This is a genomic window from Streptomyces angustmyceticus (assembly GCF_019933235.1).
Classification (GTDB): domain Bacteria; phylum Actinomycetota; class Actinomycetes; order Streptomycetales; family Streptomycetaceae; genus Streptomyces; species Streptomyces angustmyceticus.
On record NZ_CP082945.1, the window covers coordinates 4,306,094 to 4,320,191 of the forward strand.

Here is a 14,098-nt window from a genome sequence, read left to right on the forward strand (position 1 = left end):
GGCGGGACAGCCGAAAACGCGGCAAGCCAAGCGCTCAGCGCGGCGCCTCCGGCGGCCGCTGCCGCGGCATATTCGCCCGAGGCAATGGCGGCACCACGAACCGCCCGGCCACCCCCGGCTCCTCCTGCCGCGCCCCCACGGCGGCAAAGCCGCCCCCGCGCGCCGCGGCACACCGCAGCGCATCGGCCCGGAACTGCGCCATCCAGTCGGCGGTCTCGGCCCGCACCAGCTCCCCGACGTCCTCGGTGAACCGCCGCAGCACGCCCAGGCACCGCTCCGCCGCCTCGCCCGCGGTGCCCTCGGTCGGCCCGAGCACCTCGCGCACGCTCTCCACCGCCCAGTCGAACTGCAGCGCCTCCAGCCGCCGGTGGATCGCCTGGGCGGTCGCCAGGTCCCGCATCCAGCCGGTGGTCATCCCGAAGTACCGGTCGCAGCCCACGCACACGGCCGCCAGCAGCAGCGACAGCGCGCCCCAGGGCGCCCCGCCCGCCCAGAACCCGGCGAGGTCCAGCAGCGGGAGCACCCCGCCCGCCGTCGCCCCGGCGGCGGCCCCCAGCCGCAGCGCCCGCGCGCCGCGGCGCTTGGCCAGCCGGCCCCGCAGGTACCAGTCGGCGCTGCGCAGCGCGCCCTCCTCGCACCAGAGGTAGAGCGCGTCGAGGCGCTCGGCGGGCTCCCCCCAGTCGCCGAGCGGGAAGACCCGCCCCGCAAGATCCCTCCGGGCGCTGCCCCGGCCGCCGCTCTCCCCGGCGGGACCGCCGCCCTCCCGAGGGGGCCCCTCGGGCTGCATCTCCGGATGACTCACCCGTGCACTCCCTCTCTGTCTCCACGACCCCGCGGCCCACGTGCCGCGGACGAGACGCTCCGTCCCCTGTCTGCATGCCGCAGACGCATATATCCGTGCACATCCGCGCACACCCATGCATCCGAGTACATCCGAGACGCACATGACGAAACGAACGAGGAGGCCGTCACACCCAGCCCCTTCCTACCGCCGAACGGCTGGCGTCGGCCCCACGATCACGCTCTTTCCGCCCGGAAGGGGCGCGTGATCGGATATAAGGCGGCCGACCGCCTCACCCGAAAGAGTTGCCACCGCGGCGACGCGCGGTTTCCGGCCGCCCCGGACCCGTGCGCCGGCCCCGGCCCGGCCGACGTCGGGGCGGCGCGCGCTCTCGTCTAGGCTGCCACCGTGAAGGTCCTCGTCATCGGCGGCGGCGCCCGCGAACACGCCCTGTGCCGCTCTCTGTCCCTCGACCCCGACGTCACCGCGCTGCACTGCGCTCCCGGCAACGCCGGCATCGCCGAGGTGGCCGAATTGCACGGGGTCAACGCCCTCGACGGCGCGGCCGTCGCCGAACTCGCCGTCGGCCTGCAGGCCGACCTGGTCGTCGTCGGCCCCGAGGCCCCGCTGGTGGCGGGCGTCGCGGACGCCGTGCGCGACCGCGGCATCCCGGTCTTCGGCCCCTCGGCCCAGGCCGCCGAACTGGAGGGCTCCAAGGCCTTCGCCAAGGACGTGATGGCCGCCGCGGCCGTCCCGACCGCCCGCAGCTACGTCTGCACCACGCCCGCCGAGGTCGACGCGGCCCTCGACGCCTTCGGCGCGCCGTACGTCGTCAAGGACGACGGCCTGGCGGCCGGCAAGGGCGTCGTGGTCACCGACGACGTCGCGGCGGCCCGTGCGCACGCCCTGGCCTGCGACCGCGTGGTCATCGAGGAGTTCCTCGACGGCCCCGAGGTGTCCCTCTTCGCGGTCACCGACGGCGAGAGCGTCGTCCCGCTGCAGCCCGCCCAGGACTTCAAGCGCGCCTACGACGGCGACGAGGGCCCCAACACCGGCGGCATGGGCGCGTACAGCCCGCTGCCCTGGGCCGACCCCAAGCTGGTCGACGAGGTCCTGGCCACCGTCCTGCAGCCCACCGTCGACGAGCTGCGCCGCCGCGGCACCCCGTTCTCCGGGCTGCTCTACGCGGGCCTGGCGATCACCTCCCGCGGGGTGCGCGTGATCGAGTTCAACGCGCGCTTCGGCGACCCGGAGACCCAGGTCGTCCTCGCCCGCCTCAAGACCCCGCTCGCCGGCCTGCTGCACGCCGCGGCCACCGGCACCCTCGCCACGTTCCCGCCGCTGCGCTGGAGCGACGGCGCCGCGGTCACCGTCGTCATCGCCTCGCACAACTACCCGGACACCCCGCGCACCGGCGACCCGATCGACGGCCTCGCCGACGTCGCGGCGCAGGACGGCCCGGAGGCGTACGTCCTGCACGCCGGCACCAAGCGCGACGACTCCGGCGCGGTGCTCAGCGCGGGCGGCCGGGTGCTGTCCGTCACGGCCACCGGCTCCGACCTCACCACCGCCCGGCGGCGTGCCTACGACGCCGTCGGCCGGATCTCCCTGGACGGCTCCCAGCACCGCACGGACATCGCCGCCAAGGTCGCGGCCGACGCGGCACAGGCGCCGGGCGCCTAGGACCGCCACGACCTCCCGGGCCGTGCCCCGCGCGCACCGCGCGGGACACGGCCCGCGCGGTGCGCGCGGCCGCGCCCGTCGCGCATCCGGCACCCGTCGCGGACGCTGCGGTCGGTGGCATCTCTCCTGGGGCATATGCCACATACGGTGACATATGCCCCAGTCCTGCGTGTGCCGACCGGGCCGACGTGTCCATCGCCCACACCTGCCCGGCGCCGGTTCCCGGCTTTCCCCAAAGCCATTCCATCGAGTGACCGCACCAGGTATACGGCTGACGGGGCCCGCACCCCCAACTAGGGTGCCGCGCAAGCGTCCTGTGGTCGCCGGGCCGGATTCCGGCGCGGTTGCCGCGGCGGCGTCCGGCAAGTGGCTCACCGGCATTGCGATGTCAGTGGCCGGTGCCACAGTGGTGGTGGAGTGCCCGCGCTCGACCCACCGCGCATTTTCTCGTACGTCCGTCCCGTGTTCTCTCCGTCCGGCTCCAGCAGGACAGCAGGGGGTGTACAGGCTCGTGGCAAGTCCGGAAACAGGCGTCCTGGCGGCGCGTGCCCGCGCCCTCGCCGTGCTGCGGATCCGCAGCACGGCGCTGGCCGTCGCGCTGCTGCCGGCGGCCGTGGCCGTGGTGCTGTTCGCCGGCCGGGTCACCGGCCGCCTCGGCACGGGCCCCGGCTGGGAGCTCGCCGGCTGGATCACGGGCGGCCTCGCGGTGCTCAGCCTGCTCCTGGCCACGCTCGTCACCCTCGTCGTCGCCCGCGCCAGACCCGCGCTCAGCCCGTCCGTGCCGATCGCCGAGGAGTCGGCCCCCGATCTCTACCGCCTGGTCCGCGACCTCGCCGACCGCCTCGACGTCCCCGCACCCTCGGCCATAGCGCTCACCCCGGACTGCGACAGCTGGCTCGAGGACCGCACTCACCGCGCCCACGGCCCGCCGCGCCGCGGGGGAGCGGCGGCCGGTGAGGGGCGCCGGACACCCGAGGCGCCCGTCCTGGTCATCGGCTCACCGTTCCTGTGGTGGATGCGGGTCGCCGAGCTGCGCGCCCTGCTCGCCCCCGTCGTCGCCGGCACCGGCCCGTCCGCCCACCCCGACATAGCCGCCGCCCGCCGCTTCATCCGCGGCCTGGACGCCGCCGTCGCCGTATCGGCCCGCGCCCGGGGCCCGCTGCGCGCGCTCCCGCTGCGCTTCGTCGGCCGGGTGGCGCGGCTGCTCCTGCGGGCGGGCCGCGAACACGCCACGATCATGGAACGCGCCGTCGCGGCCGCCGCGTCCGAGCGGGCCCAGGGCGTCGACTACGGCCTGCGGATCGTCGCCCAGGAACAGGTCGGCCTCGCCTACGCGGGCTGGGACCGGCTGCTGACCCGGGTCGCGCTGCCCGCCTGGCGGATGGGCCGCTGGCCGTCCCGGCTGGACGCCGGGGTGGTCTCCGCGCTCACCGAACTCTCCCGCCGCGACCGCCTCGCCAACGGCTTCGCCTCCCGCCTCGGCGAGCGCCCCGCCTGCGACCTCCTGGAGGAGCCGGGCGCCATCGACCGCGCCGCCTCCCTGCTGGCGGCCCGCCTCTTCCACGGCGGCCCGGCCGAGCCCGGACCCGACTGGTCGCCGGTCGGCTGGAGCCAGTACCCGGAAGAGGTCGTGGACCGGAAATGGCGCCTGGAGGCCGCCCGTCTCCACCGCGTTCTGGACACCCTCCCGGCGACCGCGCTCCCGGCGGCCCCGCCCGCGCCGGCGCCCTCGGACACCTGCGCCCCGCACCTCTCGTACGCCCGCTCCGCCCCCGGCCACCCTCCGGACCGCCCGGCCGGCGGCCCGCCGCCCGCCGGCCGTCACGACGCCCCGCCGGCCGCACCGCCCCCGGGCCCGACCCTGGCCCGGGTCATCGACCGGCTCGCGCAGGACGAGCGGGCGGGCGATCTGGTCGCCGCCCGGCTGGGCGCGGAGGTCGAGCGCGAGGAACGCGAGGAGGCGGCCCGCCAGGCCGCCCGCGGCGGCCCGGCGCAGGACGCCGGCATCGGGGTGGCCTGGGGCGACGGCCTGGTGTCCGAGGGCGGTCTGCCGCTGTTCCCGCTGCAGCCGCCCCGTACGGGCCGTGAACTCCTCGCCGACCACGTCACCGCCATGGTCTGCTGCGCCGCCGTCGACACCGCGGGCGCCGCCCCCGGCCTGGACTGGCTCGACGGCCCGGCGCTGCTGGTCGACGGCGCCCGCCGCGCCGACCTCGGCCGCCCGGTGCTCAGCCTGGTCGACGACGGCGACGCGGAGCCGCTCCGCGGCTGGCTGACGACGGTCGGGGTGCGCCCCGAGAAACCGGTCAGGTTGGTATGACCGGAAAGCCGCACTTATCCGCCGGGCGGGGGCCGGGCGCCTCGCTCCTGACCTCCCGCACCACCGGCTGAATGTTCCCTTCCAGTTCGCATTTCGGGGGCGCTGCCCTCTAAATTCACGACGAAGGGTGACGAAGTGAGTGCGTAATGTGATGTGCTGGGGGATGGCCGGCCGGGTTCGCCGGGCCGGACGCAGCACCGGCCCGATCGGCCGAGGCCGACCGGGGACGCGGGAGGGGAGTGGAAGGTGGCGACGGATCAGATCAGGCGCTGGGAGTCGGGTGCGCTCGCCCACGCGGTCACGGACCCGTTCGGCCAGGGCCCGCTGCCCTGGCTGCGCGGCAGCGAGAACTACTTCGACTCCGGCCGCATCATCCCCTGGTACGTCGACCCCGCCGTCGCCCAGGGCGACCTGGCGGTGCCCGCCCCCAGCAAGCACAACGGCCCCCGCACCGCCGACGACGTCCACCGCCAGATCAAGGGCTTCGCCGGCCCCGGCGCGGTGGCCCCCGGCGAGGCCATCGACTTCCGCGTCTCGGTGGACCCGCCCCAGCCGTTCAACATCGACATCTACCGCATCGGCCACTACGCGGGCGCCGGCGCCTCCAAGATCACCAACAGCCCCCGCCTGGCCGGCATCGTCCAGCCGCCCCCGCTGACCGCCGACCGCACGGCCTCCTGCCACCACTGGTGGCTCTCCTGGCGCCTCCAGGTCCCCACGTTCTGGCAGCTCGGCGCCTATGTCGCGGTGCTCACCACCGCCGACGGCCGTTACCGCTCCCACATCCCCTTCACGGTCCGCGACAACCAGCCCGCCGACCTCCTCCTGCTCCTGCCCGACATCACCTGGCAGGCCTACAACCTCTACCCCGAGGACGGCCGGACCGGCGCCAGCCTCTACCACGCGTGGGACGAGGAGGGCGCGCTGCTCGGCGAGGGCGACGCCGCCACCACCGTCTCCTTCGACCGCCCCTACGCCGGCGCCGGACTGCCCCTGCACGTCGGCCACGCCTACGACTTCATCCGCTGGGCCGAGCGCTACGGCTACGACCTCGCCTACGCCGACGCCCGCGACCTGCACGCCGGCCGCGTCGACCCGTCCCGCTACCGTGGCCTGGTCTTCCCCGGCCACGACGAGTACTGGTCGGTGCCCATGCGCCGCACGGTCGAGCGCGCCCGCGACACCGGTACCTCCCTCGTCTTCCTCTCCGCCAACACCATGTACTGGCAGGTCGAACTCTCCCCCTCGCCGTCGGGCCCGGAGGCCCTGCTCCACTGCCGCAAGCGCCAGGGCCCCGGACGTCCCGCGCTCTGGCGGGAGCTGGGCGACCCCGAACAGCGGCTGATGGGCATCCAGTACGCCGGCCGGGTCCCCGAACCGGCCCCCCTGGTCGTCCGCAACGGCGAACACTGGCTGTGGGACGCCACCGGCGCCCATGAGGGCGACGAACTCCCCGGCCTGGTCGCCGGCGAGGCCGACCGCTACTTCCCGCGCACCAGCCTCCCCGAGCACACCAGCCGCACCCTCCTCGCCCATTCCCCGTACCACGACAGCGAAGGCGCCCGCCGCCACCAGGAGACCTCCCTCTACCGCGCCCCCAGCGGCGCCTGGGTCTTCGCCTCCGGCACCTTCGCCTGGTCCCCCGCCCTCGACCGCCCCGGCCACGTCGACGAACGCATCCAACGCGCCACCGCCAACCTCCTCGACCGCATCTGCAAACGCGACTGACCCCACGACGCCCGCCCCGGCCCACATGCCGCCGGCCCCGGGGCGTCGGGCTCCACTCCCGCGCCGCCACGACCGCCGCGCCGGGACACCGGCCCGTTCGGCCCCGGCCACGGTGCCGCTCGGGGCACTGGCCCCGGCTGCTGCCGCCCGTCGGCCGCCCGCGCGTCGATCGCTCGCTGGGGCGCCTCGCCCGCGGCCCGGCGCCCGCCCCGTTCGCGTACCCCAGCCCCCGTCCGTCACCACCGGCCCGCGTAGGGGAGAATCGATATGACTCCTGGATCAACCTACGCGGAGGAAGCGTGCCCGGTTTTGTAGAAAAGCCTGAGCCGGTGGAGGTTCCCGGGCTCACCCACCTTCACACCGGCAAGGTGCGCGACCTCTACCAGAACGCCGCCGGCGACCTGATCATGGTCGCCAGCGACCGCACCTCCGTCTACGACTGGGTGCTGCCCACCGAGATCCCCGAAAAGGGCCGCATCCTCACCCAGCTGTCCCTGTGGTGGTTCGAGCAGCTTGCCGACCTGGCCCCCCACCACGTCCTCTCCACCGACGTCCCGGCCGGCGCCCCCGCCGACTGGGCGGGCCGCACCCTGGTCTGCAAGTCGCTGCGGATGGTGCCCGTCGAGTGCGTGGCCCGCGGCTACCTCACCGGCTCCGGCCTCGCCGAATACCGCCAGACCCGCACGGTCTGCGGGCTCGCCCTCCCCGAGGGCCTCGTCGACGGCTCCGAACTCCCCGCGCCGATCTTCACCCCGGCCACCAAGGCCGCCGTCGGCGACCACGACGAGAACGTCTCCTACGAGGAGGTCGTCCACCAGATCGGCGCCGAGGTGGCCGCCCAGCTCCGGCAGACGACCCTCGCCGTCTACAGCCGGGCCCGCGACATCGCCCGCGAGCGCGGCGTCATCCTGGCGGACACGAAGTTCGAGTTCGGCTTCGACGGCGAGCAGCTGACGCTGGCCGACGAGGTCCTGACGCCCGACTCCTCGCGCTTCTGGCCCGCCGACCTCTGGGAGCCGGGCCGCGCCCAGCCGTCCTTCGACAAGCAGTTCGTCCGCGACTGGCTGACCTCCCCCGCCGCGGCCTGGGACCGCACGGGCACGCTGCCGCCGCCCGCCCTCCCGCACGAGATCGTCGAGAGCACCCGCGCCAAGTACGTCGAGGCCTACGAGCGCCTCACGGGCCTCAGCTGGTCATGACCCGCCCCCGGCCCGGGTCCGCCCCGGGCCGGGACCGTGACGGGCTGGGATCGTGCCGGGCAGGGGCACCGGGTGAGACGGTCCGGTCCCGCACACATACGAAAAGGCCCCGTCCGGCATCACTGCCGGCCGGGGCCTTCTCCTTCTGAGCGGACGACGAGGCTCGAACTCGCGACCTCAACCTTGGCAAGGTTGCGCTCTACCAACTGAGCTACGTCCGCATGCTCCGTGCAAGGCTCCTGAAACCAGTCGCCGGCGCGCGGTGCGGGCACCACTATAGCCAACCTCGCTCGCGGGCGAGACGCGCCGCGGCATGGCGGTTCTCCGCGCCCAGCTTCGCGGTCGCCGAGGAGAGGTAGTTCCGCACCGTCCCCGGCGACAGCGACGCCCGCTCCGCGATCTCCGCGACCGGCGCCCCGTCCTCGGCGCACTCCAGCACTTCCGCCTCCCGGACCGACAACGGTGACTCCCCGGCGCTGATCGCGTCCGCCGCCAACTCCGGGTCCACATAACGGTTTCCGGCGTGGACCGTGCGTATGATCTCCGCCAGCCGCTGCGCCGACACCGTCTTCGGCACGAACCCCCGCACCCCGGCTTCCAGCGCCCGCTTCAGATGTCCCGGCCGCCCATGACTGGTCACGATCATGGACCGGCACCCCGGCACCTCCGCCCGCAAGGATGTGGCCACCGCCACACCGTCCGCGCCCGGCATCTGCAGATCCAGCACCGCCACATCCGGCTCGTGCGCCCGGGCCATCGCCCGCGCCTCCGGCCCCGACGCCGCCTCGGCCACCACTTGCAGATCGTTCTCCATCGACAACAGCGCCGCCAGCGCGCCCCGGATCAGATGCTCGTCATCCGCGAGCAGCACCCGGATCACCTCGCCACGCACCCCGTCACTCACCCGCCACCCTGCCTCTCACCCATGACGCCTCCTCACTCACCGGGCCCCCGCCCACCCCGCTCCCTCGCCCCTGCCCCGCAGCCCCGAGCGGCAGCTCGACCGTCAGGCGGTAGGAGCTCTGCAGCACCGGGCCCGACGTCAGGGTGCCGCCCAAGGGGTGCAGGCGTTCGCGCAGTCCCTTGAGGCCGCTGCCGGGCAGCGAGCCGGCCCGGGCGGTGTCCGGCTGGAGGGCGACACCGTCGTTCTCCATGGTCATCACGAGGACCGAGCGGTGCCGATCGATCAGGGTCCGCAGCGCACAGTGCCGCACCTCGGCGGCGTGCCGCAGGATGTTGGTGGTGCCTTCCCGTACGACCCAGCCGAGTGCCGACTCCACCTCCGGCGGCAGCTGCGCCTCGTCCTCGCCGTCGATACGGCAGTCCACCCCGGCCGCCCGGAGGATGGAGCGGGCCCCGGCCAACTCCGCCTGCAGATCGGCCTTCCGGTAGCCGCGCACCACCTCCCGTACCTCCCGCTGGGACTCCTGGGCGATCCGCTGCACCTCCACCATCTGCTCCACGGCCTCCGGCCGCTCCCGCCGGGCCAGCTGGACCGCCAGCTCGCTCTTCAGGGCGATCACCGCCAGATTCCGGCCCATGACGTCGTGCAGGTCCCGGCCGAACCGCAGCCGTTCCTCGGCGACCGCGAGCCGCGCCTCCGTACTGCGCGCCGCGTCCAGCTTCCGGACCACGCCGAGCAGCCAGCCCGTGGGCCGCGCTATCACCAGGCTCCACATGCCGGCGAAGAGCAGCAGACACGCCATCGCCACCGATCCCGGCCAGGAGCCCGTGAACAACCCGAACAGCAGGATCATCCCCGCCGTGGCGGCGGCCACCCCCGCCAGGAACCTTCGCTTGGACACCACCAGGCACTGCGCCATGAAGTACGTGGTGAGGCTGGCGCCGATCGCGATGAGCACCGTGGCCACATCGTCGCGGTGACCGAGGCCCCGGACCGCGATCAGCGCGATCAGCGCGACTTCGGACGCGAGCGTCAGCACACCCGAGGCGAGCAGCAGGCCGCGCGGCGTCGCCCCCAGCTTCAGATAGCGGTTCAAGGACCTGTTCAGCAGCGGAACGGCCAGCACTCCGTGGACCACGTTCAGCCCGCCGGCGACGACGGCCAGGGCGACCGGCACCGGGCGGCCGCCGGTGGTGCCCATGACGGGCAGCACCCCGCCGAAGACGGGAAGCCACGGTATGGCGTACAGAGTCCAGCGGAAGTACGCCTCGACCATGCCCACTTGGCTCCGTCGTCGCCACATCGCCCGTAGCCGCCCGATCATGTGCTGCCCGCCCCCGTCGTCCGATCGCCTGCGTCGTCAGCGCCGCGGCTCCCACCGGAACCACCGCTGCACAGCAAACAGCGCGAGTCCGGCCCAGGCCAAGCCGGTGAGCAGCTGCCCCAGCGTCTCCTTGACGTCCCCGCCGCCGGTCCAGCCCTCCCGTATCAGCTCCATCGCCGGGGACAGCGGCAGGAACCCGAGGACCGTGGCGACCTTCTCCGGAAAGAGGTCCAGGGGAGCCATCACCCCGGAGCCGGCCATCGACAGCAGCATGAAGGGCAGCACGGTGAGCTGCGCGGCCTCGCTCGACCTCGCGAAGGCCGAGGTCGCCGCCGCGAGCCCGACGACCGTGACCATGCCCAGCAGCACCCCGGCGGTCAGGAGGTGCGGCGCGGTGGGCAGGTCGGTGTCCAGCGCCAGGCTGCCGAGGACGGCGAGGAGCGCGCACTGCGCCAGCCCTGTCAGCACCGATGGGAGCGCGGTGCCGGCGAGTATTTCCTGATCCCGCAGTTCCCCGGTGCGCAGGCGCTTGAGCACCAGTTCCTCGCGCCGGGCGACATAGGCGCCGGTGACGTTGGAGTAGACGGCGAAGAGCAGAACGCAGCCGAGGGTGCCGGGCAGCATCACCGTGCCGACCGAGAGCCCCGTGCCGGCGAGGTTCATCGAACCGACCGCCTGTTTGATGGCGAACGCCATGGCAATCGGGAGGAAGAGCGAGGTGTACAGCGCGGACTTGTTGCGGCCGAGAAGTGTCAACTCGGCCCGTGCCAGGGAGAGTAGACGGCCCGTGGAACGGGTTTCCGCGGGACTTTTCTCCGCCGCATAGCCGATCGCCTGGCTCGTACTGGCACTCATGAGTTCTCCAGCCCCTTTGCGATGTGCAGAAATGCCTCTTCCAGGGATGCGGATCTGACGTCCAGCCCGCGCAGCGTTATCCCCTTGTCCTGCGCCCAGACCAGCACTCCGGTCGCGGCCCGCTGCAGCTCCTCCGTCCGCAGCCGGACCGAGCGCCCGTTCGTCTCATGGGAGAGGACGCCGAGTTCCGCCAGCGGCGGGAGATCGCCGAGATGGAATCCCTCGGGCAGCTCGAAGGAGAGATGCGAGGGATGGGCGGCGACCACGTCCGCCACATGTCCCGCCGTCGCTATCCGTCCCTCGTGCAAAATCGCCAGCCGGTCCGCCAGCTCCTCGGCCTCTTCGAGATAGTGCGTGGTCAGCACGATCGTGGTCCCGGCGTCCCGCAGCTCGCGGATCAGTTCCCAGGTGACATGCCGCGCTTCGGTGTCCAGCCCCGTCGTCGGCTCGTCGAGGAACAGCACCTCGGGCCGCCCCAACAGCGCCAGCGCGAGATCCAGCCGCCGGCGCTCACCGCCGGACAGCTGCTTGACCCGCACATCCCGGCGCCGGTCCAGCCCCACGGAACCGAGCGCCTCCTCGACCGGGCGCGCCCCGGTGGTGCACCCCGCCCACATCCGCAGGGTTTCCTCGGGCGTCAGCTCGGCGGGGAAGCCGCCCTCCTGCAGCATCACGCCGATGTGCGGCCGCACCCTGCCGCGCTCACGGAACGGATCATGACCGAGGACCCGGACCCGTCCGGCGGTGGGCGCGGCCAGGCCCTCCAGCAGTTCGAGGGTGGAGGTCTTGCCCGCGCCATTGGTGCCCAGCAGCGCGAACAGCTCGCCCCGGTCGACGCTGAAGTCGATACCGCTCACGGCCTCGTAACTCTCCCGGGCGCCGGACCGGCCCCGCCCTTTTTTGCTCTGCTCCCCCTTCGCGCGCCGCCCGGCCGGGCCGTAGCGCCTGCGCAGTCCGGTGACTTCGATCACACCGATGCCGGAACCGGCGCCCCCGGCGCCGCCGCGGCCGGCCTCCGCGATGGTTTTCTCCCCGATGTTCATGACTCCAGCGTTTCGCCGGATCAGGCTTCCGGGCAGTGCGAGCTGTCATCGCAGCCGATGACAAATGTCAGTTGCCCCCGCCGGAGCCCGGCAGGCGAGGCAAGCAAGAGAGGTAAGCCGGAGAGGCAAGAGAAGCGAGGGCGGGGAGAGGGAGGAGAGGGGAGAGGGGGAGAGAGGGAAGAGAACAGAGGGGACGGTGAGAAGGAAGGGGAGCCGGGGCGCGATCTGACCGCGCCGATCGCGGACAAAAGAAGAAGGCCCCGGTCGCATTGACCGGGGCCTTCTTCATTCTGAGCGGACGACGAGGCTCGAACTCGCGACCTCAACCTTGGCAAGGTTGCGCTCTACCAACTGAGCTACGTCCGCAGGCATCCACTCGGCTTTCACCGAGCGGCGCGACAGCTACTGTACCTGATCGTTTGACCGGTCGAGCTGTCAGAGCGGGTGACAGGGATTGCACACTGCGCCTCCCTCTTGGAAAGAGGGCGCTCTACTACTGAGCTACACCCGCGTGACTCCGTGAGGTCCGGCCTTTCGGCCTCGCCCCTCGGCGTGCTCCAGACTCTAGCTGATCAGTAGGGGTGCTGTGCAAGTCGGCTGCGCCCGGGCCGCGGGACGCGCTGAAGTCGGTTAGTGGTTGGCGGCGTTGAAGGCCTCGTAGACCTTCTTGGGGATCCGGCCGCGCGGGGGGACGTCCATCTGGTGGGAGCGGGCCCAGGCGCGGACGGCCGCGGGGTCGGGGTTCACCGCGGTCCGGTGGTAGGCCTTGCCGGACTTGGCCCGCTTGCGGCCGGCCTCGACGAACGGTGCGAGGGCGCCGCGCAGTTTCTTCGCATTGGCGGGATTGAGGTCGATCTCGTACGACTTCCCGTCCAATCCGAAGGCGACCGTCTCTGCGGCTTCTCCTCCGTCGATGTCATCGGAGAGCGTTACTACTACGCGCTGCGCCACGGATATCGGTCCTTTCGGGGAGCGACCCCTTGTTGACATGGGGTGATGCTCCGGATCCGGCTGATTGGGATCAATGCTTTTTCATTTGTACAGCGATGGGCATTGCATTGTGAAGCCCAGTTAATTTCGTCAGCGTGTCTTCCCGCAATCCGGACCCCGGATCTTTTCGAGAATTTTTCCTGGGCCGCACTCCCTCCGATACCGGGCCGTGATCGGGCCCGCTGCATATCTATGCGCGTAGATTTTCGAACACGGTACTGTGAGGACACCGCCTTACGCACCACACCACCGGGAGTGCCAGTGGCACGCGTCGTAGTCGACGTCATGCTCAAGCCGGAGATCCTCGACCCGCAGGGGCAGGCGGTGCAGCGCGCACTGCCACGCCTGGGATTCGAGGGGATCGCCGACGTCCGTCAGGGCAAGCGTTTCGAACTCGAGGTGGAGGGTCCGGTCGACGAAGCCGCCCTCGCTCGCATCCACGAGATGGCCGAGACCTTCCTCGCCAACACCGTCATCGAAGACTTCACCGTGCGGGTCGACTCATGACCTCGCGCATCGGAGTCATCACCTTCCCCGGCACGCTCGACGACCGCGACACGCAGCGCGCGGTCCGGGTGGCCGGCGCCGAGGCGGTGCCGCTGTGGCACCGCGACAAGGACCTCAAGCAGGTCGACGCCGTGGTGCTGCCCGGCGGTTTCTCCTACGGCGACTATCTGCGGGCCGGGGCCATTTCCCGGTTCTCGCCGGTGATGGAGACCGTGATCGAGCAGGCCAGGGCCGGTATGCCGGTCCTCGGTATCTGCAACGGCTTCCAGGTGCTCACCGAGACCCACCTGCTGCCCGGCGCCATGCTGCGCAACAACCATCTGCACTTCATCTGCCGCGACCAGAAGCTGCGGGTGGAGAACGCGGAGACCTCCTGGACGTCGGACTACGCGGCCGGCCAGGAGATCAGCGTCCCGCTGAAGAACATCGACGGCCGGTACGTCGCCGACGAGCGCACGCTCGACATGCTCGAGGCCGAGGGCCGGGTCGCCTTCCGCTACCTGGACGGCAACCCCAACGGCTCGCTCCGTGACATCGCCGGCATCACCAATGAGGCGGGCAATGTCGTCGGCCTCATGCCGCACCCCGAGCACGCCGTGGAGCCGCTGATCGGTACGGGCCGTACCGACGGCCTGGGATTCTTCACCTCGATCCTGAAGAAGCTGGTCAACGCATGAGCGACGCACGTGTGGCCGCCGGGCCGCAGCCGACGACGAATGCCGCACCTCTGCGCCGCACGGGCGGAGAAGCGAGTGAAAGGTGCG

The 14,098-nt window shown here is 72.5% G+C and carries 12 protein-coding genes and 3 tRNA genes; 6 read left to right on the forward strand and 9 right to left on the reverse strand.

Going from position 1 to position 14,098, the window contains the following annotated elements:
* Positions 1-34 precede the first annotated feature (34 nt).
* Positions 35-802 carry an SLATT domain-containing protein gene (locus K7396_RS19320; RefSeq protein WP_086721845.1) on the reverse strand — a complete coding sequence of 256 codons (768 nt, stop codon included), beginning with the start codon at positions 800-802 and terminating at the stop codon, positions 35-37.
* 387 nt (positions 803-1,189) lie between these two features.
* Here K7396_RS19320 and purD point away from each other — a divergent pair, with 387 nt between their 5' ends.
* The 4 genes from purD (at position 1,190) to K7396_RS19340 (ending at position 7,711) form a co-directional block, all read left to right on the forward strand.
* Positions 1,190-2,464 carry a phosphoribosylamine--glycine ligase gene (gene purD / locus K7396_RS19325; protein ID WP_086721844.1) on the forward strand — a complete coding sequence of 425 codons (1,275 nt, stop codon included), beginning with the start codon at positions 1,190-1,192 and terminating at the stop codon, positions 2,462-2,464.
* A gap of 511 nt (positions 2,465-2,975) precedes the next feature.
* Entirely contained in the window at positions 2,976-4,784 is a 1,809-nt protein-coding gene (locus K7396_RS19330; protein WP_223660096.1) for a hypothetical protein, read from the forward strand.
* A gap of 246 nt (positions 4,785-5,030) precedes the next feature.
* Positions 5,031-6,512, forward strand: a complete 1,482-nt coding sequence (locus tag K7396_RS19335) for a N,N-dimethylformamidase beta subunit family domain-containing protein (protein WP_152104807.1) — start codon at positions 5,031-5,033, stop codon at positions 6,510-6,512.
* 299 nt (positions 6,513-6,811) lie between these two features.
* Positions 6,812-7,711, forward strand: coding sequence for a phosphoribosylaminoimidazolesuccinocarboxamide synthase (locus K7396_RS19340; protein WP_086720959.1), 900 nt, complete (start codon positions 6,812-6,814; stop codon positions 7,709-7,711).
* A gap of 148 nt (positions 7,712-7,859) precedes the next feature.
* On the opposite strand, the gene K7396_RS19345 is transcribed toward K7396_RS19340, so the two are convergent.
* The 8 genes from K7396_RS19345 to K7396_RS19380 form a co-directional block, all read right to left on the reverse strand.
* A tRNA-Gly gene (locus K7396_RS19345) sits at positions 7,860-7,932 on the reverse strand.
* Positions 7,933-7,985: 53 nt separating this feature from the next.
* Positions 7,986-8,615 carry a response regulator transcription factor gene (locus K7396_RS19350; RefSeq protein ID WP_223660098.1) on the reverse strand — a complete coding sequence of 210 codons (630 nt, stop codon included), beginning with the start codon at positions 8,613-8,615 and terminating at the stop codon, positions 7,986-7,988.
* On the reverse strand, positions 8,608-9,891 hold the full coding sequence (locus tag K7396_RS19355) for a sensor histidine kinase (protein ID WP_223660100.1): 1,284 nt from the start codon (positions 9,889-9,891) through the stop codon (positions 8,608-8,610). The genes K7396_RS19350 and K7396_RS19355 overlap by 8 nt, the downstream gene beginning before the upstream one ends.
* Before the next feature lie 84 nt (positions 9,892-9,975).
* The gene (locus tag K7396_RS19360; RefSeq protein WP_086720557.1) at positions 9,976-10,794 is read right to left on the reverse strand and encodes an ABC transporter permease; all 819 of its coding nucleotides are present in this window, start codon (positions 10,792-10,794) and stop codon (positions 9,976-9,978) included.
* A complete protein-coding gene (locus tag K7396_RS19365) occupies positions 10,791-11,837 on the reverse strand; it encodes an ABC transporter ATP-binding protein (RefSeq protein ID WP_086720558.1) in 1,047 nt (348 codons plus the stop codon). Before K7396_RS19365 ends, K7396_RS19360 begins: the two co-directional genes overlap by 4 nt.
* Before the next feature lie 293 nt (positions 11,838-12,130).
* A tRNA-Gly gene (locus K7396_RS19370) sits at positions 12,131-12,203 on the reverse strand.
* Between the two features lie 73 nt (positions 12,204-12,276).
* Positions 12,277-12,348: transfer RNA gene (locus K7396_RS19375), tRNA-Gly, on the reverse strand.
* A gap of 119 nt (positions 12,349-12,467) precedes the next feature.
* Positions 12,468-12,788, reverse strand: a complete 321-nt coding sequence (locus tag K7396_RS19380) for a histone-like nucleoid-structuring protein Lsr2 (protein ID WP_086720559.1) — start codon at positions 12,786-12,788, stop codon at positions 12,468-12,470.
* Between the two features lie 300 nt (positions 12,789-13,088).
* Here K7396_RS19380 and purS point away from each other — a divergent pair, with 300 nt between their 5' ends.
* Both purS and purQ read left to right on the forward strand, forming a co-directional pair.
* Entirely contained in the window at positions 13,089-13,334 is a 246-nt protein-coding gene (gene purS / locus K7396_RS19385; protein ID WP_042151546.1) for a phosphoribosylformylglycinamidine synthase subunit PurS, read from the forward strand.
* Positions 13,331-14,011: a phosphoribosylformylglycinamidine synthase subunit PurQ gene (gene purQ, locus K7396_RS19390; RefSeq protein WP_086720560.1), complete on the forward strand. Its 681-nt coding sequence runs from the start codon at positions 13,331-13,333 to the stop codon at positions 14,009-14,011. Before purS ends, purQ begins: the two co-directional genes overlap by 4 nt.
* Positions 14,012-14,098 lie beyond the last annotated feature (87 nt).

Bases quoted from the DNA above. Each gene is read 5' to 3' on its own strand.
- K7396_RS19355 (WP_223660100.1), bottom strand. From the start codon at position 9,891: ATGGTCGAGGCGTACTTCCGCTGGACTCTGTACGCCATACCGTGGCTT.
- K7396_RS19360 (WP_086720557.1), bottom strand. From the start codon at position 10,794: ATGAGTGCCAGTACGAGCCAGGCGATCGGCTATGCGGCGGAGAAAAGT.
- purQ (WP_086720560.1), top strand. From the start codon at position 13,331: ATGACCTCGCGCATCGGAGTCATCACCTTCCCCGGCACGCTCGACGAC.
- K7396_RS19365 (WP_086720558.1), bottom strand. From the start codon at position 11,837: ATGAACATCGGGGAGAAAACCATCGCGGAGGCCGGCCGCGGCGGCGCC.